At 40.1% G+C, this 25,618-nt stretch carries 19 protein-coding genes; 1 reads left to right on the top strand and 18 read right to left on the bottom strand.

What is annotated here, in order from left to right:
* Nucleotides 1-2 precede the first annotated feature (2 nt).
* The 13 genes from buk to F0Q01_RS11510 form a co-directional block, all read right to left on the bottom strand.
* Complete coding sequence (gene buk / locus F0Q01_RS11570; protein WP_177209300.1) at nucleotides 3-1,109, bottom strand: butyrate kinase; 1,107 nt, start codon at nucleotides 1,107-1,109, stop codon at nucleotides 3-5.
* A gap of 180 nt (nucleotides 1,110-1,289) precedes the next feature.
* Nucleotides 1,290-2,294 (bottom strand): flavodoxin family protein, encoded by a 1,005-nt coding sequence (locus F0Q01_RS11565; RefSeq protein ID WP_090489486.1) that lies wholly within the window; start codon nucleotides 2,292-2,294, stop codon nucleotides 1,290-1,292.
* 828 nt (nucleotides 2,295-3,122) lie between these two features.
* On the bottom strand, nucleotides 3,123-4,595 hold the full coding sequence (locus F0Q01_RS11560; protein WP_090489488.1) for an MFS transporter: 1,473 nt from the start codon (nucleotides 4,593-4,595) through the stop codon (nucleotides 3,123-3,125).
* Between the two features lie 72 nt (nucleotides 4,596-4,667).
* Nucleotides 4,668-5,621, bottom strand: a complete 954-nt coding sequence (locus F0Q01_RS11555; RefSeq protein WP_090489489.1) for a flavodoxin family protein — start codon at nucleotides 5,619-5,621, stop codon at nucleotides 4,668-4,670.
* A 169-nt stretch (nucleotides 5,622-5,790) separates the two neighbouring features.
* Nucleotides 5,791-8,190 carry a GH39 family glycosyl hydrolase gene (locus F0Q01_RS11550; protein WP_090489491.1) on the bottom strand — a complete coding sequence of 800 codons (2,400 nt, stop codon included), beginning with the start codon at nucleotides 8,188-8,190 and terminating at the stop codon, nucleotides 5,791-5,793.
* Nucleotides 8,191-8,394: 204 nt separating this feature from the next.
* Nucleotides 8,395-9,465, bottom strand: coding sequence for a Gfo/Idh/MocA family protein (locus F0Q01_RS11545; RefSeq protein ID WP_090489493.1), 1,071 nt, complete (start codon nucleotides 9,463-9,465; stop codon nucleotides 8,395-8,397).
* Nucleotides 9,466-9,658: 193 nt separating this feature from the next.
* Nucleotides 9,659-12,070 carry a GH39 family glycosyl hydrolase gene (locus tag F0Q01_RS11540; RefSeq protein WP_090489495.1) on the bottom strand — a complete coding sequence of 804 codons (2,412 nt, stop codon included), beginning with the start codon at nucleotides 12,068-12,070 and terminating at the stop codon, nucleotides 9,659-9,661.
* Nucleotides 12,071-12,201: 131 nt separating this feature from the next.
* Complete coding sequence (locus F0Q01_RS11535) at nucleotides 12,202-13,257, bottom strand: sugar phosphate isomerase/epimerase family protein (RefSeq protein ID WP_090155079.1); 1,056 nt, start codon at nucleotides 13,255-13,257, stop codon at nucleotides 12,202-12,204.
* A gap of 16 nt (nucleotides 13,258-13,273) precedes the next feature.
* Complete coding sequence (locus F0Q01_RS11530) at nucleotides 13,274-13,666, bottom strand: C-glycoside deglycosidase beta subunit domain-containing protein (RefSeq protein ID WP_090155081.1); 393 nt, start codon at nucleotides 13,664-13,666, stop codon at nucleotides 13,274-13,276.
* 226 nt (nucleotides 13,667-13,892) lie between these two features.
* Complete coding sequence (locus tag F0Q01_RS11525; RefSeq protein WP_090155083.1) at nucleotides 13,893-15,341, bottom strand: FAD-binding protein; 1,449 nt, start codon at nucleotides 15,339-15,341, stop codon at nucleotides 13,893-13,895.
* Nucleotides 15,342-15,570: 229 nt separating this feature from the next.
* Complete coding sequence (locus F0Q01_RS11520) at nucleotides 15,571-16,677, bottom strand: NADH-ubiquinone oxidoreductase-F iron-sulfur binding region domain-containing protein (protein WP_090489497.1); 1,107 nt, start codon at nucleotides 16,675-16,677, stop codon at nucleotides 15,571-15,573.
* Entirely contained in the window at nucleotides 16,677-18,800 is a 2,124-nt protein-coding gene (locus F0Q01_RS11515) for an FAD-dependent oxidoreductase (RefSeq protein ID WP_090489499.1), read from the bottom strand. The genes F0Q01_RS11520 and F0Q01_RS11515 overlap by 1 nt, the downstream gene beginning before the upstream one ends.
* Before the next feature lie 194 nt (nucleotides 18,801-18,994).
* Entirely contained in the window at nucleotides 18,995-20,206 is a 1,212-nt protein-coding gene (locus F0Q01_RS11510) for a 6-phosphofructokinase (RefSeq protein ID WP_090489501.1), read from the bottom strand.
* 66 nt (nucleotides 20,207-20,272) lie between these two features.
* Between F0Q01_RS11510 and F0Q01_RS11505 the strand changes: the two genes are divergently transcribed.
* Nucleotides 20,273-20,668, top strand: coding sequence for a hypothetical protein (locus F0Q01_RS11505; RefSeq protein WP_090489502.1), 396 nt, complete (start codon nucleotides 20,273-20,275; stop codon nucleotides 20,666-20,668).
* A 531-nt stretch (nucleotides 20,669-21,199) separates the two neighbouring features.
* Here the strand turns inward: F0Q01_RS11505 and F0Q01_RS11500 are convergent.
* The 5 genes from F0Q01_RS11500 to F0Q01_RS11480 all read right to left on the bottom strand — a co-directional run bounded on the left by F0Q01_RS11500 (nucleotide 21,200) and on the right by F0Q01_RS11480 (nucleotide 25,592).
* Nucleotides 21,200-21,526, bottom strand: a complete 327-nt coding sequence (locus F0Q01_RS11500) for a hypothetical protein (RefSeq protein WP_090489504.1) — start codon at nucleotides 21,524-21,526, stop codon at nucleotides 21,200-21,202.
* A gap of 828 nt (nucleotides 21,527-22,354) precedes the next feature.
* Nucleotides 22,355-22,897 (bottom strand): glutathione peroxidase, encoded by a 543-nt coding sequence (locus tag F0Q01_RS11495; protein WP_090155094.1) that lies wholly within the window; start codon nucleotides 22,895-22,897, stop codon nucleotides 22,355-22,357.
* A 193-nt stretch (nucleotides 22,898-23,090) separates the two neighbouring features.
* A complete protein-coding gene (locus F0Q01_RS11490) occupies nucleotides 23,091-23,789 on the bottom strand; it encodes an adaptor protein MecA (protein ID WP_090155097.1) in 699 nt (232 codons plus the stop codon).
* Between the two features lie 130 nt (nucleotides 23,790-23,919).
* Nucleotides 23,920-24,828: a dihydroorotate dehydrogenase gene (locus tag F0Q01_RS11485; protein WP_090155099.1), complete on the bottom strand. Its 909-nt coding sequence runs from the start codon at nucleotides 24,826-24,828 to the stop codon at nucleotides 23,920-23,922.
* Nucleotides 24,828-25,592 (bottom strand): dihydroorotate dehydrogenase electron transfer subunit, encoded by a 765-nt coding sequence (locus tag F0Q01_RS11480; protein WP_090489506.1) that lies wholly within the window; start codon nucleotides 25,590-25,592, stop codon nucleotides 24,828-24,830. Before F0Q01_RS11480 ends, F0Q01_RS11485 begins: the two co-directional genes overlap by 1 nt.
* Nucleotides 25,593-25,618 lie beyond the last annotated feature (26 nt).

Here is a 25,618-nt window from a genome sequence, read left to right as displayed (position 1 = left end):
GGTTATTCCGCTAGTTCGTTAGGCGTCCAGCAAGGGACCCCCGTATATTCCTTAACCGCTTCGACGCCATCGAGGACGCGGATGGCCCCGGCAGCCATTGCCTCAAGCTCAAACTCACCTGGGTAGGCACTGACAGGTGCAATCCATGAGCAGGCTTCTGTGATGTCTGCAACTAGTTTTTTATTGTGAACCATTCCACCACCTAAAAGAATGCCATCTACCTGGCCATGTAATACTGTGGCCATTGCGCCAATATAGCGAACAATCTGATATGTCATTGTGTCCCAAATAAGCTTGGCTTCCTTGTCACCTGCCTCTGCTCTATTGAATACATCAAGGGCATCGGCTGTACCTAGATGACTTACAAATCCACCTGTCTTCGTGGTAAGTGCAAGTGTTTCTTTTTTGTCTGGATGGTCATATGCATATCTAATCATCTGAGCAGCTGGCACTGAACCACAGCGAGTTGGTGCCATTGGACCATCTCCTGTAACAATATCATTGCCATCAATCATCTTGCCCTTTCGATGAGCTGAAATAGATACTCCTCCACCAATGTGGCATACAATATAATTCGCATCTTCGTATTTAACTCCATTTAGCTGACTATGACGAATAGCAGTCTCCTTTAGATTTAATGCATGAAGATGAGACTGACGGTAAACACCTTTGATACCAGTCATTCTAGCCTCAATAATAAATTCGTCTGTGTCTGGTGGATTTACCACAAATGCAGGCTTTCCATATTTTTTAGCAAACTCATTAGCAAGCTGTGAGCCAAGCTGCGCCGGATGCTGAATTCCATTTGCTCCTCTTTTTGCATGGTCTAAAAGCACCTGGCCAACTTCGTAAGTGCCTCCTTCTACAGCAAGAAGTCCACCACCTCGGCCTACGTACGCATCAACTGTAGCTAGGTCTATTCCAGCTTTTTCAAGCTCCGAAAGGATTACTTCCTTTCTATATGGAAGCTGATCACTAACACTGGCAAACTCCGCAAGCTTTTCTGCATCATGAGATACATTTACAGAAAACTCCGGCTTTTCACCATTGAAGAGCCCTACTTTTGTCGATGTAGAACCAGGGTTAATTGTCAAAATTCTATAACTCATTTTTATTCTCCTGTCCTGATATTTGAGTTCATTATATTATTGAAAAAACAGAAATCATTTTCTTTAGTCCCATTTATCTAAACTAATTATTGCAACAGGAATAACCATAAATAGTATAGGTGCAACAATCTTATCAAGACCGTTGCACCTAGATTTCGGCTCTACGTGATTGATTCAAAATTACTTTTTTACATTCCCACATGCATTTTCATCTACTGGCCATACCCCAGGATTGAACTCTGCATAAGGCTGCTTAAGTTCCTTAAGATTTTTTATTGTTCCTGCTGGCTGAGCCTGAGTTTTAATCTCTGTAGAATGCTCAAGCTTGCCACCCCAGCGAAGACGTGAGCGATTCAATTCCTCATCGGTATAATGCATAGTAAATTTTCCGTCCACAATATCAAAAGTACCAAGGCTACCGCACACTAGGCAGGAAGCAGTCTTTTTATCGTGAGAAAATTGGATGAGGCGTGTATGACAAATCGGGCATGTTCCCTCTTCATCACCTCGATACTTAATACGCTCATCCTCGTCACCAGCATTAATTGACTCCACAATATTTTTACCAACACGGGTCATTCTCTTCATCATCTCAGGATTGCCAGCCACATTTTCACAAGCCATAGCACCGTAGTATTCAACTGTATCCACAACATCTATTCCCATTGGGAAGGTAAACTCATACATCATCGGAAGTGTAAGTGCAATCCACTCCTCTGTCATGGCACCGCCAACAGAAATGAGGGCTGCTGAGCGCTTCTTAAATGCTCGAGCATCTGGTAGCTGCTCCTCAGGAACTCCCGCTTCTTTGCCCTCTTCATATCTTGCTTTTCTAAATGTAATATCGTGGCTTGGTCCAATCCTGTCACAGATAGTCTTGAAACGACCTGTAACAGAAGTCTCATATGTTGGACATGCAAGAATTACTGCATCCGACTGCATAATTGCCTCATCAAGAATGTCAAAATCATCATGCTTTACACAATATCCTCGACCTCGGCCTGACATCATTCCAATAACACAAGCGATACAACCGGTACAATTATTAATCTCTAAATCATCTGCTCTGATAAACGCCACATCACAGCCTTCTCGCTGGCACTCCATAAGTGCTTCCTTAACCATGACATCGCAGTTTGACATCTTTCGACCAAATGAAATACCAAGTACTTTTTTCTTCTCCATTTTTTTACCTCCGTTTTTCTCCTTTTATACTGATACTATAAATGAAGAATCCCGGTGGCTCTTTAAAAATGTTGGGCTCTATTTTGTCAAATATTGCACCCCTTTTTCGGCATTCCCAAAAGCGCAATAGTCCCTTATTATTTATTGCATTAAAAAAATATCCGTATTAACTGCCTGTTCCTGTTATAACCACAACATTAATAAAACATATTGCTTTAAAGGCGCACTCAGCTACAACAATAATTCATAAGCGACCTCTTAACTCAGTCTCAAATATTGTTGGAATCGAAAAACTACGGGTTTATAATCATTTCTTAATTTTTACCCGTAGTATTTCTTGCAGAAAAATTTCTGATTACGTGTTTTTTCATCTTTTCTCAAAAATACCCGTATTCACCATTTCTGTTATGCCGCGATAATTGATTTATGAGTTGTTACTTTGCCAATTTTCTAGATAAAGCTCTTAATCCTACGGTAGAATTTTATTTATTGCAAAAAAACCCGTAGGTTTTCAAATCCAAAAATTTTTGAGATATGAAACCTACGGGTGAAATCCTATTTTTTCGAAAATTACCGTAATGTTCCCATGATTCACGGGTAGAATTCATATATAATTAAGTGCATACAATATTTCCAACAATCAATATAGAACTTCCTTACACTTATCCTCTATAAGCCCATAATATATCGACACTGGTAAATAGAAATCTCCCCAAAATCCCTAGGCAACTCAATTCCACAATTTTCCTATTACAAAAAAAGGAGTCAGGAACCCCATTCCTGACCCCAAGTAAAAGGATGTTTATATTAGTTTCTAGAAAAGTAATCTTATTCTGCTGAACGAGCCTTATTTCTCTCTGTAAGACCGTCTCTAACCTTATCCATGTATCCTGGCTTATCAAGGTTGTAGATAAGAAGTGGAATGATTCCAAGAAGGAATACAATACCTGGAAGAAGGTTTGCACACATGTTGATACCAAACTCTGTGTGTGCAATCTGCTGTGTAAGGCTAGCAATTACTCCTGGATCTGTAGCTTCTGCTAACTGCTCTCTTACACCAAATAAGCTATCATATCCAAAGTATCCCATGATAAGAAGGAAGATAGAGTTTGCAAGAGCTGTACCCATCTTTGTAGCCATTCCTGAGAATGAGAATGCCATACCATCATTTCTGTAACCATACTTAAGATCAAAATCATCGATAGCATCAACAACCATACCTGCTCCTGAAGGACCAGCAATGTATCCAAATCCGTAGATAACCATCATTACGAAGTTGAATGGAATACTCTTTGATGGACCAAAGAAAATGATAATAAGTGCAAGACCCTGAATGAGCATTGAAACAATACCGATGTTTCTCTTACCATACTTAAGGCAAAGCTTTGGAGCGAGTGGCATTACAAGTGTACCAACAATCATCTGCATCATCATAAAAATTGTGATGTATTCAAAATTCTGTACAACGTGCATGTAGAAGAATACTGCTACAGAGATACGTCCAAGCATACCAAACATGTTCATTAAGCTATAAAGAAGTGCACATACAAGGTTTCTATTCTTAGCGATGAGCTTGAGACCTTCAAGAATGCTTCCCTGCTCACTCTTCTTAACATCAATTCTCTCCTTTGAAAGAGCTGCAACTGCCCAGAACATTGGAAGTGCTACAAGTGCAAGAAGAATAGCTGTTGACTGATAACCTGCAGCCTGATTTCCTTTACCAAACCAAACAACGAGACGAAGCACAAAAAGGTTAAGGATAATCTGACCAATTGTCATACCCATCATCTGAGCTGCGTTAAGTCTGTTGATTTCCTTTGGATCACGTGTCATAACAACAGGCATTGCAAGGTAAGGTACGTTTGTCATTGTGTATGACATACCAAGACCGATGTATGTGATGTAAGCATAAGCGAGCTTAGCTGGACCACCAAATCCTGGTACAGTAAATGTAAGGATTGTAAAGATTACAAGGAATATTGCACCTACTACAATGTAAGGACGGAAGCGACCATGCTTTGTGTGAGTACGCTCCATGATTGTTCCCATCATTGGATCATTAATAGCATCCCAAACCTTAGCGATAAACATAAGGAGTGCAACTGCACCAGTTCCAAGACCAAATACATCAGTATAGAAAATTGAAAGGTAAGTGCTTACCATTGTCCATGAAAGCTGAGAAGCAAAATTACCCATACCATAGACAAAATAATTAATTGGCTTCAAAGGAGCCATACCGTACTGGTTTAACTTTGTAACACCAGACTTTGCAGAGCTACCTGCTAAATTTGTTGCGTCCATTTTCTTTTCCCCCATAAATATCATACATATACAAATATCTAACTATCGAACAAGTGCCATATAATGACACTATTACCAATGCAAATCGAAATTCTTATATTTCTCCATCATCTTAGGAAGTGTGTCCTTGTTTGCCATAAGCTTTGGCACACAAACTGTAATCATGTTCTGAATTTCGTTGTAGTGCTCATAGATTCCAATTGGAGTGTTACGAGCTCTGTTCTTCTCCTCCTCAGAGAACTCAACTGTTACCTTGTCTCCATCAACAGAGAGCTTTCCGTAGATACCGCAAATAGGGCATTCAACAGTTGTTGTTCCGTTCATTGAGAGAAGTGGATTGTGACATACTGGGCAAACACCCTCATCGCCTACCCATGTGTCAACCTCATCGTAAGGCTTGCCAAGTGATTCAGCTACTGCTGTACCAAGCTCAGCACACTTCTTCATAAGATCCTTGTCAAATAAAGGATGTCCTGTGCGGCCCTGGTCGTAAGCATCTACATGACCAACACATTTCATGCAGAATGAGAATGAGAATAAGTCAAGCATTGGAAGACCAAGTGAAACCCAGTTGTGTGTCTGCGCACCGCCAACTGAAATGTAACCTACATATCTGTCTTTGAAATAACGTTCATCAAGAAGTGGCTTTCCTGCTTCTTCTCTCTTCTTGTTCTCCTCCAAAAGTGCTGCTCTATCATGAGATGGACCAAATCTATCAACAAAGTTCTTAAACTGGCCAACAATACCTACCGCATAAACAGGTGCTGCGATGATAATACCATCTGCATCAAGACACTTCTCTTCGAGGATTGAGTAGTCGTCTTTCATACAGCAGTGAATTTCAACATCTCCCTTATCACGGCAACGACTGCAATAATCACATGCTCGGCAATGACCAATATTAAGTCTGACTGTGTTGATAAATTCCACCTCCGCGCCAGCTTCTTTTGCTGCAAAGAGAGCTTCCTTTACCATAACATCGCTTCTTTGATCTATACGACCAAAAGAAATACCTAATACTTTCATTCCTTTCTCCTTTCACATCTTGAATGAATATGTGAATATTTTATGTCCTATTGCCGTTTTCGACTTTTCTGTATTTGGCAATTTTCATTATCTGAATTAGCTCTAAAATATCCCCCGAAAAAATGGAGAACAAAAATCATAGTACAATTTTTGCTCTCCAAAAATCTTGCTACTCATATTTGAACTGATATTTAATCTCTATGAATCTTATCTCTGTAGCCTTTAGGTTAAATTCAACCTCCAACCTGTTGTCGGATACCTCCACCTGCTGCATCTCCATGTTTGGATTGGCATGTTTCTTAATAAATTGAATCTCTTCACTCTCCATGGATTCTGCAAGGCCTAGTCGCTTCCACATATCCTGAACACTGCCGTACTCTGGGTTGATGTAGTATGTCTTAATCTGGTAGTTGCCATTTTGAACATTGTTCAAAACGCATTTCATTCCCAAATCCTCAGTGTCTTGTATGTAGTGCTCAATGTCTTTTATCTGAATCAAATCCTCTTCGATGTCCAGATAGCTTTCCGATAATGGCTTGAAATTGTGACATACAATAGAGTAACTACCGCGACCATTGGTAGAAATAATCCCATTATCATTTCTACAAATCTCATTACAATAACTGCGATTCAAAAACTCCACTGCGTAAAATGATGGCTTCTTGATCCCATCTCTTGAAATCAATCCCGCATCACCACTAAGCAATGAATTGGTGTCATAGTACTCTGCATACAAATCAAGTCCGTGCCAATAGCACATCACATCCACATTGCCTATCATGTCGATATAATTTTTCATGATGTAGGCTGCATGCTCGCAACTATCACTGATGACATTTCTATTGGATACCGTGTAATTCCATTCGTCTAAATGGAACTCTTTTACATTAAATCCAATGTCTGCCATGGACTGTTTCATGACTGAAACCTGATTTTTAACATAATCCTTGTCCAAGGATTTCTTGCCGTAAATAAATTGTCCATCTGCAAATGATATGTACTGAAATGAACCAAAGGAAATAAAGTCAGGCCAAATTTCTCGCTTTTTCCAAATAGCAAAAACCCTTTCAGCCAATGCCTTTTCATATCCTAAAACAAGTCCCGGACCACCGATATTGATATCCTGACTTATGTTTTTAAATGTCTTGTATATCAAATCGAAGTATCTATAGTACTCTCCAGTTTCCTCTCCAATTTTTAAAAGTGGATTGTTCCAAAACTCGAAGTACCACTTTTCAATTTCCTCAATGCCATATCTGTTAACCAGATGAATGCTCAAATCTTTGATTAGCTTTTTATAAAAATCATATTCAAATAATTTGATTTCCTTGGAATCTGGATTAATGTAGCGCTCAGGAGCATACATTAGAAGAGTTGGCTTTTGTCCCAGTTCCATGTAAAGTTTAATGTCATTGTCCACAAGAAAATCCAGCACATTATCCAGCTTATGAAAACTGTATGTGTCGTTTTCTCTAATGCATGTGTTTGATGCGAAAACATTCCACACCCTCACATGGGTGATTCCCAGCTTGTCCTTCAGCTCAAGAAGCTGTTCCTGAGCCTCCTGCTGAAGCAACATATAAATGCTGCCTATATTAATCACCCGTGTCTCATCCACGTATTTCTTCTTGTAATTGGAAGCATCAACCTCTACAAGCAATTGAGTTGATTTACCGCTCTTAAGCTTGTTGCTTTCATTTTCTATAAAAGAAATGATTTCCTGCTTTCCGATTTCATCTTCATTTGCCACTTTCTCGACGCATTTTTCAGCAGACTTTCTGTATTCACCTGGTGACATATTGAAAACTTTTTTGAAGGATTTATTAAGGGCTGCAGAAGTGCAAAAACCATTATCCATAGCAATATGAGTCAGGCTTTTATTTGTGTAAACCAGCTCATCCACTGCATGGAAAAGTCGAATGTTGTTGAGATAATCTATGAATGTCATTCCAAATTTCTTTTTGATGTATTTGGAAAGATATGCTGGTGTAAGGTACATTTGCTCCGCCAAATCATTTAGGCTGATTGGCGACTGGTAATGTCCCTGGATATAACTTTGAATTTCGCTGATGCGCTCTTTGTCTGAGTTATGATCAAAGAGGACCTTGGCCTCCTCAGTCTTTACCATGAAATTTGCAATCAGCACATGGAGCATCTGATAGTAGAGAGCCTGAAGATAACATTTATCTCCCTTGGTCTCAGTATAGTAGTATCTGATAATCTCCTTTATCTGATGGCGCAGCTTGTCGTAGGCTGAGTTTTTATCCACTGCAGAATTGCAGAGGAAAAGCATCTGAGTAGTGCCAACAGTCTGGGACAACAGATAATAATCGATTGCAAATCTGATAGCCAAAAGATTGCCTGAGTTTTCGAACTTATGACGCTTGTTGGAATTGATTAAAATCATATCCTCCTCTTTAAGGTGATATTCCTTGTCATCAATCACCACGTCGACAGAGCCAGAAAGAACATATAGCATATCAAGATTCTGATGATAATGCTGTTCTCTAGGCTCGCTGTTATTTTCATGAATAATATTAAATTGCACTATTTCCCTTATATTTTCCATGTCAAAAATTATATATGACGCCACTTAATATTGCTTGATTAAAACCCATCACTGGCTTTCATTTTTTTGCAGATTTTTACTTAAACGTATCAGGAGTAACAACGTTTTGGGGTAAATTGTTGCACTAAAAAAGTTGGCCGACCACAAACCCTTTTAGCTATGTAAAATGCCTCAAGTTTGTGGTCAAAACCAACTTAATGTCTACTATTCAAAATCAATTGATTTGCCTGTGCGAGCTGACTCCCTAGCAGCCTCCATAAGTCTGAGAACTCTTCTTGTCTCAGGAATTTTTACAAGGAATTCTTCTTGGCCATCAAATGCCTTACGATAGTTCTCAAAGTAATCCTCATGAGTTGTGTCTGCAAGTGGAAGTGGCTCAGTTACAAGCTTGCCCTCTGGTGGTGGACCAAATGAACGAGTTGGGCCCGCTGCTGTCATAGTACGCTGACCGCCTACATTCTGTAGAAGTCCATTGGTGCGAACGATAGCACCCTGTGGGTCAAATCCATCAAGGTAAGCCGTACCCTTGTTTCCACCCATAATCCAGTGGCGTTCAAACCACTTGTTGTCCATCTTGTCAGTAAGGAAATATGTGCCAAGCTCTACCTCTGCCATAATTCCATTATCAAATTTCATAAGAATCTTGAAATAGTCATCAACCTCAAAGTTGATTACATTTCTTACATCCGCAAATACGGATTTAATCTTTGCACCAGGCATCATCCAAAGCATCTGATCAATAAGGTGAACACCCCAGTCAAATAGCATTCCGCCGCCCTCTGCAATGTAAACATGCCAATCGTGCATATTTCCGTTGAAGCCGTATAAGCTGCTCTTGATTGAATAAACATCACCAAGAGTCTCGCTGTCAAATACATTTTTCATTGTACGGAAATCCTTGTCATAGCGTCTCTGATGATGAACTGTGAAATTAACACCACACTCATCTACAACCTTTACCATGTCATCAAGCTCTGCAAGATTCATAGCTACCGGCTTTTCGCAGATAATATCCTTTCCGGCTTTTGCCGCCTGAATAACAAGGTCATGATGCTGATTGTTGTTTGCAGCAATGATAACCACATCAACTTCAGGATCATTAAACATCTCCTCATTGTTAGCATATCTTTTTATGCCCTCTTTAACGTCTTCAAGCTGCTTTGGGTCGATATCTGAAATACCAACTACCTTGTAGCCATCAAGGCGTGTGAGCATTGACTCATGCTCATGGCCCATGAAACCATGGCCTATGATACCAATTCTGATAGTTTCCATATGTCTCTCCTTTATAAATATAAATAAAAAAAGTCGATATCTTTTATCTACATAAAATATACCGACTTTCTTATTTATATTCTCTTATTAGCTTTTCAATATTTTATTATCTGTTGCAAAGACAATTATTTTGGAAAAAATCACCGCAATCAAATATAGTATTTTATTGCAAGTGGGGCCCTCCCCTCTGCTTTTAGTATTCCGGAAGAACGTGGAGCATGCAAAATTCCTGTGGCTCTAACTCCAGTTCAAGTGTAAGCATGTGGCCCTTGGACTGTACCTTTGTCCTAGAAAGCTGTGGAACACACATCTCCTGAAGATATTTAATCTCAGTCCTCTCAAGCTTCTCATCGTTGTCAAACTTGCCCCATTCGTCAATGATAGAACCCTGGTTGCTATTAACACTTCTTCGCTTTACATAGTAGCCACTATTCTCGCTGACTCCCGAAAGCTTTATAACTATCTTTTTCTTGGTGCTGCTCTGGTCAAAATATGCTTTGGCCTCGGCAACTGTAGCCTGATTTTCAGCATTGATAAAATAGCTGGAATTATACCAATTCAAATTGAAGCATACAATCTGGAACTCATCTGCTGCCAGCTTAGTAACCATGAAATTCTCTCCTCTGGCCACCACCTGACTACCTAAATGATTAATCATTTTGATGGCGTAGAAAATAGGCTTTCTAATGGTATCTTTTGAGAGCAGTCCTCCGCCTCCATTAATAACATTTCTGGCTGAATATGAATTGCACTGCCAATCTGAGGCAAACCAAAGTCCCCACACATCAATATCCGCAGCAAATTTAACTATGTTTCTGATAAATAGACAAGCCCTAAATGTACTGTCATTGAGATAGTTGCGATTAGAACATGTAAGGTTCCACTCAGAAATAACAATTTTATTTCTAGGAATACCTAGCTTATCAAAGGCTTTGCCAATACGCTCTAGCTCATTGCCCTCGAAGTCACGATCCTGAGAGCGCACAAACTGAGCCTTGCCCCCATTTAATCCCGACACTGTCTTTGGAATATATGGGAATAATATTACCGAGATAAAGTCCGGCTGTACTTTGCAATCTCTAAGCTTGGTAAGAATAGTGTCAAACGACACCTGTCCCTCAATACCAGGGCCTGCGGAATAACCTACCTGGGCAGCTGGAACCAGCTTTTTAACAGTCTGGGCAATAAACTCATATACGTCTATAAAATCATATCCATCAAGGATATAGAAAGTATCATAATCGGAATGGAATCCCTCTAAGCCAATTTCAAATCTCCACTTAGAGACTTCCTTTTCTCCGTATCTACGAACTAGCATTTTGAAAAACTGCTTGTATAAATTCTCCCAAACTCTCTTGTCCTTGTAGACAATGCGAATGTCCTCAAACCAAGCAGATTCCTCCGAATTGGTCACATTGGCATATGGTCGATTAGTAAAATCAAGCCAAGGAGTGATGTGATGGTCAACTAGAAAATCAAGGGCCTCGAATATCATGTCGAAGTTGTAATTACCTACAGTAACTCCATCAGAAACCATAGTCTTTGAGTTAAATACCATCCAGATTCTGGCATAGGTAAATCCCAACTCCTTGTGGAGATACTCAATGTGATACTGAGTATTAGCCCTGAGAACATCATGGATAAAGCCAACATTTATAAGCTTGTTCCAGCAGCGCTTCAGCTCAGTTGTGTTCTGTACATCAACAACCGTTTCAACTGGAGCCACTTGATACTCGTCCTCTTCTGGGCGCTTAAACTCAGCCTGAATTTTTTCCTTGATATCCTCATCCACCTGGACTTCGTCTTTCACATTGCCCTTCATCTTTTGACGATATTCAGTTGGTGCCATGTTGTAGATTTCTCTGAATACCTTGGTAAATGCACTGGCATTTGAGAAGCCACAATCCATGGCTATTTTAGTCATATTTTTTTCTGTATATAAAAGCTCATCTATTGCATAACGAGTGCGAACCTGATTTACATACTCTGCAAAATAGGTCCCTGTCTGCTTTTTAAACAATCGAGAAAGCGTAGATGTAGATGTGTACATCTGCTTTGCCAAATCAGAAAGACTTATGCCGTCCTGATAATTGGTGTGAACATAATGAATAATAATCTGAAGCTTTTCATCAGCATCATGATTCTCGGAAATCTCTGAATTAGTATCATCAACCATGTGATGCTCAACAAGCTCATCAAGCAATTTGTAGAGCATACTATACATCAAACTGTCTGTCTTTTTAATAGATGCAACATGCTGATAAACTACATCACGACATAGTCTAATTATCTCGTTGTAGCTTTTGGACTTGTCCACAGAACTATTGCACATAAAAAAGCTATTAGGCTTTTTAAGGATGTGAACCAAAATCTGATAATCATACATAATAGAGCAGACAATACTCTTCTCCACTGTCTCAATACTATGCTGAATACTTGAGTTGATAACAAAAACATCATCTCGTTTTAGGGTGAAAACTGCATCTTTAATCTTGATGTTGATACTACCCTCAACGACATACAATAACTCAACATCTGTATGCAGATGCTGGGACTCAGACATATCTCTGTATATGTTAACTTTGAATTGATTAAAACTATTCATAGTATCTCCTATCTTTAGGACAACATTATACAACAGAAATAAGGGAGAAGTAAATTACTTCCCCCTCTAATCAATCACCTCGAAGCCTTGTATTTGTGGCATTCTAGGCAATTATTAAATACTGGTTTGAATTATTTTCCTATGTACTTTTTCATGGCTGCCTGATGACGACGTACCTGCTCAATACTGTCAACATCTAAATCAGCTCTAAGGTGTTCTCCACCTTCATACTCAGAACTTAAGAATCCTGTGTAACCAGCTTTCTTGTAAGCCTCGATTACCTCTGGAAGAGCAACAGCTGTCTCTTCAAGGTCCTCGTGCACATTGTAGAACTTAGCATGTGTATGGAAAATATAATCGATGTTGTCGATAATATCCTGTGGCTCTGACCAAGAATATGTAAATGAAGAACCTGCATACTCTAAATCCGCTGGGCCACCACCTGCAGCCTTTACAGCATCCATCATTTCTGCCATTCCATTTGCCATACGGTATTCCATATTTGCCTTACCAAGGTTAAGGTCATACTTAATCTTTGTAAATCCGTTAGCTACACGCTTTGCATATGCATCATCAACAATCTTGATGCACTCTTCCTTTGCGCCGTGACGACGAGCCTTGTCACGGACAACATCAGGAATATTCTTGCAGAAGATACCCATATCTGGAACAAATCCAAAGAACTTTGTGCCTGTTCTTTTAATCATTTCCATGTATCCATCTGCCCAGCCTGAATTAAGCGAGAATGGTGCATGTACTTCAAGACCGATTTTTACACCCATCTCCTCTGCATAAGGCAAGCTTCCTTCGATCACATCCATTGGAGTCGAAACCAATGTACGAAGCACTGGAAATCCAAGAAGTGAAGCAAGACGAATATCTCTATTCATCATGTTAACCTGCTCTTTTAAAGTGAGAGTACGGTTGTCATAAATATGGTTCTCCAAAAATGCATCATAACATGCTGGTGTAAGATTATATTTTTTCATCCACTCAAACCACTGGTCTCTGAAATCTTTAGTTTCAATTGGAAGTGGAAATTTTCTAATCATTTGCTCTGCAAGAAGCTCTACACCTGTTGCTCCTGTTGCAGCTGTCTCCCTCAAGCATCCCTCTAAATCAAGCTTTCCAAGATAGAACTCGTCCTGATAGCTATATAGAGACACACATCTTTTAATATCGCTCATTTATCTGTCCTCCTGACTATATTTCGAATTCTGTGTTACATGGAGCCTCAATCACGAATGGCATATATGAAGGAGCAATTTTCTGTACTGCTTCGATGTAATGCTTACCCTTTGAAAGGCCGCCCTCTTTTAATACTGTAACTGTTGCGTACTCACCAAATTCCCATCTATACTCTGGATCAACCACTGTTCTACATTCCTCAAGTGTAAATGTAGCCCCGTTTACTGTAATACTAATATCGTCTCTGTTATATTCCTGACCATCTACTTTAATTACCAAATCTCTTAAAATTGAAAGGGTAAAAGAACGATAGTACTGGGCTTTCCAATCAAATGAAAAACCAACTACATTGCCGTCGCGCTCTACATTCTTAAAGCTGGATGGTCTATATATAGGTCTTCCTGCCATTTTTATTTCCTCCCTAATAGTCCGCTTGTTACATTCACAATCCTGAGTATCTCTTTCAGTGACTAAATGTCACTTGCAGAGATCTCAGAGATTGTGAACTACAAGCTCATCAATACGCTATATTCACTGGTAGGCATCAAGCTCTTTGTTCTCTCAAGCGAGACGTGTTGTCGAGCAGAGAGAATCAAAGGCTTGTGGCCGTAACCAGTGTTCTCAGCTTTCGTTATTAATCTTCAATATACTCTGCAGCTTCCATACCTGCGATACGTCCTGTGTTGACTGCGTATCCCATTGAGTTACCTGGAAGCAAGAACATGTAACTGTCATCGTAAATGTTGCATGAATCAGCACCGCAAGCATAAAGTCCTGGAATAGGCATAAAGTCCTTATCGCAGCATTCGCAATTTTCGTTTATACGAATTCCACCTACTGTTCCGTATCCGCCTGGATGGAAAGCACCTGCGTAGAATGGCCCCTTCTTTAACTTGCGAAGGAATCTGTAGTTCTTGAAGAACTCTTCATCTCTGCCTTCGCAGTAATCATTGTAATCATCAACTGTCTCTGCAAGAACCTCTGGGTCAATGCCAATCTGCTCAGCAAGCTCCTCAATAGTATCTGCCTTGAAGAAGTTCTTTGAACCCTTTGCAAGAAGCTCCTCCATTCCCTCATTGAAATCAGATACATCTGGATCTGGAGTAACAAGGCTAGTTACATCTACGCCATTTTTGATGTATGACTTAACAATTGAAGAATCTACGATAGAGTAAATTGTCTTGTCCTTCTGGTGCATAGCAACATTTGAAAGGTATGTTGTATTCTGCATGAACTCTTCATTCATGATTCTCTTACCAAACTTGTTAACGAGAAGGTTTGGCTGTCTAAGCACGTTTTTAACTGATGCAGAAGCTTCCTCGCCGCCACCTACATCACATGCCTGCTCAATTCTAACTGGAAGGTGATCAGCACCTGCCTCCCAAGCCATCTTAAGGCCATCGCCCATAAGACCAGGAATAGCAAAGTTAAATACATCCTTGCCAAACTCTAAGCCGATTTCCTCTTTTATAAGCTCTGGATTGTTACCAGCACCACCTGTTGCGATGATTGCTGCCTGACATTCAATTGTGAATTCCTCACCATCTTTGTTAACTGCAACAACGCCGCATACCTTGCCTTCATCATCCTTCAAAATCTTCTTACCAGCTGTCTCAAGAAGAACCTTTACGCCAAGCTCCTGAGCCTTGTTAAGAAGAGCCTTATTCATATGACCAGCTGCACGTGGTCCGATTTTATTTCCTGTTTTTACAATGTGCCATGTAGCCTCTGACTGTGGGAAATATTTGAAAGCGCCTTCAAACTCAACGCCCATATCTTCTAACCACTCAATTGTCTCGCCAGACTGCTCGAAATATCGCTTGATGAGTCGTGCATCAACATTGTAATGTGTGTAATCCATAAACATGTTAAATGCCTTCTCAACAGTGATATCAATCATCTGCTCCTGCTGATATTTTGTTCCAATACCAAGTGGGCCCATACCCATGTTAGCTGCACCACCTGTGATGTTTGCCTTTTCAATTACAATGACCTCTGCTCCATCTTCAGCTGCCTGAACCGCTGCCGACATACCAGATGGACCACCTGCAATGACAACTATCTGTGTTTTCAAGTTTTCCATTTTCTTCTCCTTTAAAACGATCTTTCTAATTCTCATTCACAAGCAAAATCACTAGTTTACCCAAGCATTTTGCTCGTGCATGGTTCTTATTTTCTTGCTATTAATGTATCATCACAGGCTACATACAACTTCTATCAAGTTCCTGAATCTTTATCTATTATTGCATTCAAAAAAAGGACAGAAAAAACCCGTGCAATAAAAGACAAGCTTTCGTTGCACGGGTTTCCTTTCACCATTTACCGCATTTTGTTTTTTTCTTTGGAAGCTTAGGAAGCTTTGTGGCTGTTTTAATGCAGCCTTCGTCGCATGCTGATACGCACTTGCCGCATTGCTCGCAAAGATCCTGGTCAATTATATGGATAAATCCATCTTTTCCTTCGATTGCATCCTCTGGGCAGGCATCAATACACTCACCACATCCGATACACTCGTCTGGATCAATATAGTAAAGCTCTGCTTGCTTGTAGCACTTGCCACATTTGCAGGACTTTTTCTTGATGTGTTCCTCAAACTCATCTGCAAAAAGTTCCATTGCTGACGTAAGAGGCTTTGTCATGCTCTGGCCAAATGGGCAATATGCTCCGATTGAAATAAGCTCTGATACCTCTTTGATAAGGTCCAAATCAGACATCTTCGCCTTGCCGGTTGTCATCTCTGTCACAATCTGCTTGAACTGTGATGTGCCCTCACGGCATAAAACACATTTGCCACAGGACATTTCGTATGCTTTATTCATCAGCTGAACACATGCATCCACAATACATTCGCTCTCATCATAAATTGTTATAGAGCTGAATTTTTCTGTCTCATCAATTTTAAGCTTTGCAGCCTCAGAGCCTGAAACAAACTTACCTTTTAAACCGCCAAAAAGTACTGCCTTGGCACCATCAACAGCCGCTAATTCTCCAACTGGCTGGCCTACATTTACCTTCTTGATTTCAGTATTCTCACCCTTGTTTATGGCAACGAACTTTTCCTCAAATCCCTTAGTCATACCGTATGCCGCCTCAGGTGTAATAACGGATACCGCCTTGCCATCGTACACTGCCACATAGTCATCCTGAATCATAGGACGAGGCAAATTGCCTGATAAAACCTGAGCAACTGAGTATGGGTTATTAAGAGTTGGAGAAATCTGGCTTGTATGAACAATCTCTCCATTCAAGCCTGAAACATCTTCGCCTTCTGGAAGAAGATAGATTGTTTCAGCGTCAAACTCCTTTGAATATTTGTCAACACCTGTCACAACATCAGCTGTAAAATTCTTCAGTATATACATTGAAAGAGGTGCTTTTACATCATCACTTACGCAACTAACAACTAATAAATTCTTCATTACTGCTGACCTCCTTCCTCTGCCAAAAAATCACTCCAGAATTTCTGTGGAGAAATCTGTACTCGAAGGTCACACTGTAGGCAACGACTTGCCTCGCAACCTGCCTTGTTGCAATCAAATCCCAAATCCATAGGCTCAAAGTTACATTTTCTAGCATCGACTTCTGTAACTGTTGGCTCATTTCTATGAGTCTTTGTCAGGTTCTCATTTTTTCCAATGCAAGGATTAGCTATCTGCTCTGGCGCAAGTTTTTCTTCAATATTTCCATCACCGCCAAGGAACTTATCTATTTCAGAAACAGCCTCTCTAGCCTCTGCAATAGCTGCAATAACTGAACGTGTTCCTGTAACAGCATCACCTGCTGCATAAATGCCTTCCACCGATGTCTTATGACCATCATTTGTAGCAATACGTCCTCTGTTAAGCTCTAGACCAAATTCCTCTGTAATGTCAGGATGCTGGCCAACAGCAAAAATAACTGTATCGGCAGGGAAAGTAACTGTGGAATCTGGGATTCGTGTAAACTCAGGTCCCTTAGGGCCAAATTTAAGTCCCTCTATTCCAGTAACAGTAAGGCCTGTCACCTTGCCATTTTCTGACTCTATTGCATCGAATGTACGTGAATTTTCAACTATGATTCCATCTTCCTTGGCCCATGTAACTTCCTCTTCAGAAGCAGTCATCTTATCTGGAGCCTCAAGACATGTCATAACTACATGCTTAGCACCAAGTCGTAGTGCCGACTCAGCACAGTCTATTGCTACATTTCCGCCACCGAGAACAACTACATTCTCACCTACTTCAAATGGCTTTCCTAGGTTGATAGAACGGAGGAAATCTGCATTGAGATAAACACCTGGTAAATCATTGCCCTCAAGTGGAAGTCTGTTACCGGCATGAGTTCCAACTGACACGAATACTGCATCGTAGCCCTGAGCCTTAAGTTCGGCTGCCGACTTAACATCCTGATTGCACTTGATTTCCACTCCGATTGACTCTATTTCAGCGATTTCTCTATCAAGAACCTCTCTAGGAAGTCTATAAGAAGGAATGCCATATCTCATCTGTCCACCTGCCTGTGGGAGCTTTTCAAAAATGGTTACCTCATGGCCAAGCTTCTTAAGATAGTATCCTGCTGTAAGTCCTGCAGGACCTGCGCCGATTACAGCCACCTTCTTGCCTGTAGATTCCTTCATGAAAGCATTTGCTTTCCAGCTACCATCATCCTGACTAGCTGCAAATCTCTTTAGATTTCTGATAGAAAGTGGGCCATCAAGATGATTTCTCTTACACTGAAGCTCGCATGAATGAACACATATGTATCCAAGTGACTCTGGAAATGGCGCCTTTTCACGAACTGTTGCTGCTGCAGCTGGGAAGTTGCCTTCCTTAATAAATCTAATGTATTTAGGCACATTGATATGTGCAGGGCATCCCTCGCTACAAGGAACAAGTGTCATTTCACGGCTGAGGCCTGGGTCATCTTTGAATACACCAACCTTGTCACGGATTGAACCAGTAGGACATACCTCAACGCAAGCTCCACAGAACTGGCAGCCTGCATCCTCAAGGCTCTTACCGTTAATAACAACCTTCATTCTGCCATCAACTTTTTCAAATTTAAGGGCCCCCACGCCGCGAAGCTCAGAACATGCTCGCACGCATCTACCGCAGAGAATGCATCGATACATTTCGTGAAGCATCAATGGATTTTCTTCATTTTCAATAAGAGGTAACTTTTGCTGACGTAGGTCTCTGCCAGAATCACCTACATACTGTGAGATAGATGCCAGCTGGCACTTGCCATACTTTGGGCAACCTACACATTCACTTGGATGAGTCTTAAACATCAAGTCCACTGAAAGCTTTCTAACCTTTTCAGCTGTCTCATCTTTTGTTGTAATCACCATACCCTCTTTTACCTTGGTTGAGCATGAAGTAATCACACCGTCTACTCCGTCCTGTTTCACCACACAGAGACGGCATCCACCATTTGGATGTAAATCATCATGATGACATAGATGAGGGATGTAGATTCCATTATCAAGAGCTGCCTCAAGGACAGTCTTTGACTCATCTGCCACAATAGCTTTGCCATCAATGATTAAATTGACTTTTCCCATAATTTTAGACTCCTTTAAAAACTATTAGAAAATAAGAACTTTATTAATCAATCTTCATTTTGACAAATACTATTCTATTTAATGCTTGGGGCTGTATCTTTTAATTTTTTTCTGTATTTTTAACAAAAAATTGCACGGTAGATTACCTTAATAATCCACCGTGCAACATAGGCTTGTATTTTATTGCAACATATTTATCTAGTTACGAATACTGGAAGTCCATCTCTGTACTCCACATCTGGGAGACCAATTACAAGCGGTCTAAGGTACATTAACATGTCCTTTGTAACACCGTTGTGCTCTGGATTAATCCAATCCTGAGGTACTTCCTTAGCCTCATTTGCAATGTCATGAATCTTTGCATAATCAAACTTTATCTCATAAGGTGCATTGCTGATACGCTCCATTGTAACCATTGCGCCAGTAACACCTTCCTCAGCAATATCTACAGCCTTTTTGCCAATTGCCTCTGACTCATTGATGTCTGTAAGGCTGGACATATGAGCTGCTGCTCTCTGAAGAACATTTACCTCGATTGAACGAACCTTAACGCCAAGCTTGTCCTTTACAAGATACTCTAATGTCTTGCCAGCACCTGAAAGCTGAGCATGACCAAAATTATCAAGTGTGCCTGTTGATGCAGAAATATACTCACCCTGAGCATCTCTTATTCCCTCAGAAACTGCAACAACAACATTGGTCTTTTCTCCGAGAATTGATTTAACATCCTGGATGAACTTTTCCTTATCAAATGCAACCTCTGGAAGATAGATAAGATCAGGACCATCGCAACACTCTGTCTTTGCAAGGGATGTTGCAGCTGTAAGCCATCCGGCATCGCGTCCCATTACCTCGATAATAGTAACACTTGGGTTGTCGTAAATCTGTGCATCGAAAATAACTTCCATTGTAGAAGTTGCAATGTATTTTGCAGCTGAACCAAAACCTGGTGTGTGGTCTGTTACACAAAGGTCATTATCAACTGTCTTTGGCACGCCAACGAATCTAATATCAGAGCCAATCTGTGCTGCATATGCAGAAAGCTTGTCTACTGTATCCATAGAGTCATTGCCGCCAATATAGAAAAATGCCTCTATTTGGTATTTGTTAAATTGTTCAAATAATGTATTATAGATAGGGTCACCAGAGTCAATGGCTGGAAGTTTAAAACGACATGAACCTAGATACATAGCTGGAGTTGTCTTTAAACGCTTTAAGAAATGAGGGTCTGAAGCCACGATAGCAGATAAATCAATTATATTGTCATCTCGAATACCCAAGATGCCATTAATCGATCCATAGATTTTATCGTAGTTTGAACCAATTGTACCTTCAATTACACCAGCAAGACTGGCATTGATAGCCACAGTCGGGCCACCTGATTGTGCTACTATTACGTTACCCATAATAAATATCCTCCCTATGAAATTAGAGTATCTGTTGGGATGATTGTAACACAGGAGAGACATTTTATGAACAATTTTTTATATGGCATTATTGACATAATTACTTACTTCCATACGTACTTTTTGTCCTTAAACGATTCATACGAGGCAAATTTCACTGACAAGCAGCTTCATTTCATTGTAATCGGTGTAATTGGCATGATTATGATTTTTATCGTGCACCCACTCTTTACTCTTTTGGCAAAGAGCGGTCATGTTCTTGCCATCAGCTGGATTTATGTTTTCACACTTATTATCCTGCTTACATTTGCCATTGAAATCGGTCAAAAAGTTACCCACACAGGCGTCATGGACTTCAACGACATTGTATTCGGTGTCTGGGGCTTCATGCTCATGTTCCTAATCTTCGCCGTAGTCCGTGGCATCATCAAGGGAATCATTAAGTTAATAAAGAATCGATAAAATACATCATTTTAGTAATTACGTCCCCCAAAACTTTTTCTTTGGGGGACTTTTTCTTCTATCCATTCCAGTCGTTTCCGTCGACAGCTCTATTCCTGCTATTTTTCGTCAGTCACAGACAATTTCATTTGCATTCTCTCTGTTTTTGTCCGTCATCTCGCGATATGCCTTGATTTCTCGCCAGTCACGGACAATTTCATTTGCATTCTCCCTGTTTTTGTCCGCCGCCTGTCGATACGTCTTGATTTCTCTTTTTCCACAGACATAATTTTCTTAAAATCGCGTTTTTTTGTCCGTGACTAACTTAAAAATAAGCTTTACACTCGTTGCGCGGACAAAAACCACTTCTTCTCTCCAAAAATTGTCCGTGGCTAACGCAAACAATAGCTTTCTGCAGAATCCACAGACAAAGGGACAAAGCTCCGCTCCATAAATGCAATCCAGTGTTCAACAACTATCCTCTCAATAAAAACATTTCCTAAAACTCTCCTACCAAACGCCAAACATCTACCATATTCACTAGGATTCTCATCACAGTCCATACTGGACCAGTGCCGCCATCGCATCATTAAAAGTAAATGGCCTATCCTTTGTTTCAAAAGTGATGATGAGGTTTTTCCCAGGTATAATCCCTGCAGAATGATATAGCTTCATTTTAGCCATAGCTTTATTGGCATAATCTGCATCGTCCATTTTTCCAAAATGCTCCCAATAAATTATTTCTTTTGTCAAAGGATGTATTAATGTGAAATCCGGGTAGAATTCTCTATCTCCGATTAAAAGTTTGCATTCATATCGGTATGGAATAGATTTCTGATGCAGAGCCATATCGATAAACACCTCAGATTTAGATCTCACTACATTTCCTGATGGACATGTAAATGTCAGTTGGCTCTTATAATTTGGATTAGTCTCGTAACTTTGTTTGTTCCAATTGTTTATTTGTTTATTTTGAGGGATTGTTGATTGAAGTAAAGCAGAAAAACGACTTGATGAGATAAATTCATCTAGTTTTATCTTTGAATCTAGACAAGCATCGATTATGTGATTAATTGAATATAATTGATCTAATAAATAATTTTTACGAAGAAGTAAGTATTGCTTTCTAGCAAGTAATCTTGCTACATTAAATTCCTTTTTAGGAAGGTATTTCGTCTGACCATTTTTCTCATGGTACCAACGATAATATTTTTTATTTACATGTACTTGCAGGGAGCCTTCAGGCAGTCTTCTGATTTCTCGCTCGATTTCTTTTATTTCTTTTAAGATTTTTCTCCTATGAATTTCTAAATATGTTTGAATAACAAAACCTCCTTTATTTAAAATTATTCGATATATAGATAAATACTACGCTATTTTATAATGCAATTAATTTTCCCTAAATAGCAATATTAACTTAGCCAACTATTTTTCATAAAAACAAGTGGGATGTAAATTCGAAAAACCGAAAAAAGATAAAAATTGAAATGTAAAAAGACTTTAATTTTATATCATTACTTCACTAATTCTGTCAAGATTAAGCAAATAAAAACATGTGGCTGCTTTTGAAAAATGAGGGATTCAAAAGACTATGCCACATGTTTTTTGTATAAGTAAATATGGAGAAATTCTATTTGTATTACAACTGGAAACACTTTCTATTGAAAATGTTAAATTATGGCCTGTATTAAACAGGCAGGTGTGGTATTACATGAGGCTTGCTACGCACTCCTCAACCTTCTTCATGTCAGCTGTTGGCTCGAAGCGTGCAACTACGTTGCCTTCGCGGTCAATAACAAACTTTGTGAAGTTCCACTTGATATCAGGATTGTTCTTGTAATCCTTGTCAATCTTCTTAAGCATTACGCCCATTGCAAGAGCTGCAGGGCCCTTTCCAAATCCTTCAAATCCCTTCTGAGACTTAAGATACTTGAATAACTCGATGGCATTGTCACCGTTAACATCAGCCTTCTTCATCTGAGGGAACTGTGTGTTGTAGTTGAGCTGGCAGAACTCATGAATCTCTTCATCGTTGCCTGGTGTCTGACCTGCGAACTGGTTGCAAGGTACATCAACTACCTCAAATCCCTGCTCATGATACTTCTCATACATCTTTTCGATTGGCTCGTACTGTGGTGTAAATCCACAACCTGTAGCTGTGTTAACTACTAAAACTACCTTGCCTTTTAAGTCAGCCATTGAAAGCTGTGTGCCATCTGACTTCTCAACTGATAAATCATAAAATCCCATTGTCTTGTCCTCCTTAAAATAATCATTAATACTCTCTAATTGTTTAATTCGATTGTGCGCAATTGATTTTATGAATAGATTGTACGCAATCGAATTTCATTTGTCAACACTTTTCTAAATTTTTTTTGCCAAGCTTATTTTCCAATAAAAAATGGCACTGGAATAATCCAAGTGCCATTTAAAAAAGTCATATTTAAATCTGAGATAAAACATTTACGCAATCATCGCTTATAAGATCTCCATGCTCTAATAGAAATGCTCCATCAAAGCTCTCTGTAAACATCTGACTTGCGAACTCAGCAATAACAAGAATCACTGCTGAAATCTGGCGACGTGTTAGCTGGAAGTTAAGCTTGATATAGTAATCATCGCCATAACGGTAAAGCGAGCTCTTAATTCCCTCATACTTTGGAACATGCTTGCACAATTCGATAGCAGCATCCAAATCTGGAAGAATAGCCCACAACGGTGTATCAAGATACTGATCTGTAACCTCGTCTCTCTCGTCCTTAAGTACTGTTGCGTTCTGCACCGGTACATCAGCTGTGCTGGCTGAAATAGGAGGTGGATTCTTAGTCGTAGAAAGTGTCTCCTGTAAACCTGTTAAATGTTTCTTCAATTCCTCAATTGCAGTTGCCAGTCCTGAACTTGAATCTGGGGATATAAGTAATGCAACATCGCCCTGTGGCATAACTGTCATCTGAACACTATAAGCCTTGGCGTGAGTCTCCATACCTAAAGTCTCGCATGCCTCAGCTAAAATATCCCTGATAAAGCTTTGGGTCTTTTCCTGGTCACTGACGAAATCTCCAAGCTCCATGCCGTTCTGTTCCATTTCTTCTTTGGTGATGACGCAGCGTATTTTATCCTCGCCTATTCTCTTGAACTTCATCAGCTCCCCCTCCTTTCACATAGTGTGTCGATGTAATAAAAGTTTAGCAAATCGATTTAAATGTGTCACGGAAATTTCTGAGTATATTGTCTGATTTTTCTGTGAACATCGGGATAAGTGTCAATCAATTCTATTTTACAATTCCTATTATATCATTTATATCATCGATTTTCTTGCGAACCATATAATCTTTCATTCCTGAGAGAATATCAAGTGTCGCTGTTGGATTGTAAAAATTAGCTGTCCCTACAGATACAGCTGTTGCACCAGCAAGCATCATTTCCACTGCATCCTGCCAAGTTGAAATGCCTCCCATTCCTATAATAGGGATGTTTACTGCATTTGCACACTCATATACCATTCTAACTGCAATTGGATGAACTGCTGGACCTGACATACCGCCAGTCTTATTAGCTAAGACAAAGCTCTGACGTTCCACATCGATTTTCATACCTGTAAGAGTATTGATAAGTGATATGGCATCTGCTCCACCTGCCTCTGCAGCTTTTGCCATTACCTTTATATCAGTAACATTTGGCGAAAGCTTCATAATGATAGGCTGCTTTGCATGGGCCTTGACCAACTTTGTAATCTCCTCAACCGCCTTTGGATCCTGTCCAAATGCAATTCCGCCCTCTTTAACATTAGGGCAAGAAATGTTGATTTCAAGCATATCTACTCGAGATTCACCAGCCAATCTGTCTACCACTTCAATATATTCTTCGGCTGAATGTCCGCAAACATTAACCACCACTCTGGCATCTTTAAACTGCTCAAGGAATTTTAAATCTCTCTCGCAGAATACCTCAACACCTGGATTCTGCAAGCCAATAGCATTAAGCATTCCTGAGCTAACCTCAGCTATACGAGGTGTTGGATTGCCTGGCCATGGCACGTTGGCAACACCCTTTGTTACAACAGCGCCAAGCTTATTTAAGTCTACAAATTCTGAGTACTCCATTCCTGAACCGAAGGTGCCTGAAGCCTCCATAATAGGATTCTGAAACTCAACTCCTGCAATGGTAACTTTTGTATTCATTACAACACCACCTCCGTAGAAAGAAATACTGGTCCATCCTTGCAAACCCTTTTATTGTTAACATGGCTGTGGTCGTCTTTTTCAGTAGACTGGCATACACATCCTAAACATGCGCCTACTCCGCAAGCCATGCGCTCTTCCATTGATACATAGCACTTGATTCCACGCTCAGCCGCATACTCAGCCACGCCTCTTAGCATAGGCTTTGGGCCGCAAGCATAGATAACATCTGCATCCAAATCATTTTCTTTCATGGCATCAACCACAGTACCATGTACTCCTACTGAGCCATCATCTGTGGCAATAATAAGCTCCGCTGCCACATCTGTAAATTCCTCTGTAAGGAACATGTCGTCATTTCTATAGCCCATAACTGCTGTTACGCTGCCTGAAAGCTGCTTTGCAAGCTCAAGCATTGGAGGCACACCGATTCCACCGCCAACAACTACAGTCTTTTCTCCCTCAAGTGGGAATCCATTGCCAAGGGGTCCCATAACCTCTACCTGATCTCCTGCAGTTAACTGTGAAAACTCAGCTGTTCCCTCGCCTACTACACGATAAACTACGCGTAGTGTACCTGCATTTTTATCAATCTCGCAGATACTGATTGGGCGTGGAAGAAGCTTGCTTCCATTGTTGCTGTATATACTTATGAACTGACCTGGGACAGCATACTCAGCAGCTGTAGTCTTAAGCTTCAAGCTGTATACTCCCTCAGCCAGCTTCATTTGTTCTAAAACCTGGGCTTTTTCTTTTACTTTCATTGATTCCATGACTCCTAAAAATTTTC

Source organism: Pseudobutyrivibrio xylanivorans, from assembly GCF_010906925.1.
GTDB lineage: Bacteria > Bacillota > Clostridia > Lachnospirales > Lachnospiraceae > Pseudobutyrivibrio.
The sequence above is the reverse complement of the archived record's forward strand: the minus strand, read 5'-3'. Positions and strand labels throughout refer to the sequence as shown.

Excerpts from the sequence above, each read along its gene's own strand:
- buk (WP_177209300.1), bottom strand. The coding sequence starts at position 1,109 with ATGAGTTATAGAATTTTGACAATTAACCCTGGTTCTACATCGACAAAA.
- F0Q01_RS11565 (WP_090489486.1), bottom strand. The coding sequence starts at position 2,294 with ATGGAGAAGAAAAAAGTACTTGGTATTTCATTTGGTCGAAAGATGTCA.
- F0Q01_RS11560 (WP_090489488.1), bottom strand. The coding sequence starts at position 4,595 with ATGGACGCAACAAATTTAGCAGGTAGCTCTGCAAAGTCTGGTGTTACA.
- F0Q01_RS11555 (WP_090489489.1), bottom strand. The coding sequence starts at position 5,621 with ATGAAAGTATTAGGTATTTCTTTTGGTCGTATAGATCAAAGAAGCGAT.
- F0Q01_RS11550 (WP_090489491.1), bottom strand. The coding sequence starts at position 8,190 with ATGGAAAATATAAGGGAAATAGTGCAATTTAATATTATTCATGAAAAT.
- F0Q01_RS11545 (WP_090489493.1), bottom strand. The coding sequence starts at position 9,465 with ATGGAAACTATCAGAATTGGTATCATAGGCCATGGTTTCATGGGCCAT.
- F0Q01_RS11540 (WP_090489495.1), bottom strand. The coding sequence starts at position 12,070 with ATGAATAGTTTTAATCAATTCAAAGTTAACATATACAGAGATATGTCT.
- F0Q01_RS11535 (WP_090155079.1), bottom strand. The coding sequence starts at position 13,257 with ATGAGCGATATTAAAAGATGTGTGTCTCTATATAGCTATCAGGACGAG.
- F0Q01_RS11530 (WP_090155081.1), bottom strand. The coding sequence starts at position 13,666 with ATGGCAGGAAGACCTATATATAGACCATCCAGCTTTAAGAATGTAGAG.
- F0Q01_RS11525 (WP_090155083.1), bottom strand. The coding sequence starts at position 15,341 with ATGGAAAACTTGAAAACACAGATAGTTGTCATTGCAGGTGGTCCATCT.
- F0Q01_RS11520 (WP_090489497.1), bottom strand. The coding sequence starts at position 16,677 with ATGAAGAATTTATTAGTTGTTAGTTGCGTAAGTGATGATGTAAAAGCA.
- F0Q01_RS11515 (WP_090489499.1), bottom strand. The coding sequence starts at position 18,800 with ATGGGAAAAGTCAATTTAATCATTGATGGCAAAGCTATTGTGGCAGAT.
- F0Q01_RS11510 (WP_090489501.1), bottom strand. The coding sequence starts at position 20,206 with ATGGGTAACGTAATAGTAGCACAATCAGGTGGCCCGACTGTGGCTATC.
- F0Q01_RS11505 (WP_090489502.1), top strand. The coding sequence starts at position 20,273 with ATGAACAATTTTTTATATGGCATTATTGACATAATTACTTACTTCCAT.
- F0Q01_RS11495 (WP_090155094.1), bottom strand. The coding sequence starts at position 22,897 with ATGGGATTTTATGATTTATCAGTTGAGAAGTCAGATGGCACACAGCTT.
- F0Q01_RS11490 (WP_090155097.1), bottom strand. The coding sequence starts at position 23,789 with ATGAAGTTCAAGAGAATAGGCGAGGATAAAATACGCTGCGTCATCACC.
- F0Q01_RS11485 (WP_090155099.1), bottom strand. The coding sequence starts at position 24,828 with ATGAATACAAAAGTTACCATTGCAGGAGTTGAGTTTCAGAATCCTATT.
- F0Q01_RS11480 (WP_090489506.1), bottom strand. The coding sequence starts at position 25,592 with ATGAAAGTAAAAGAAAAAGCCCAGGTTTTAGAACAAATGAAGCTGGCT.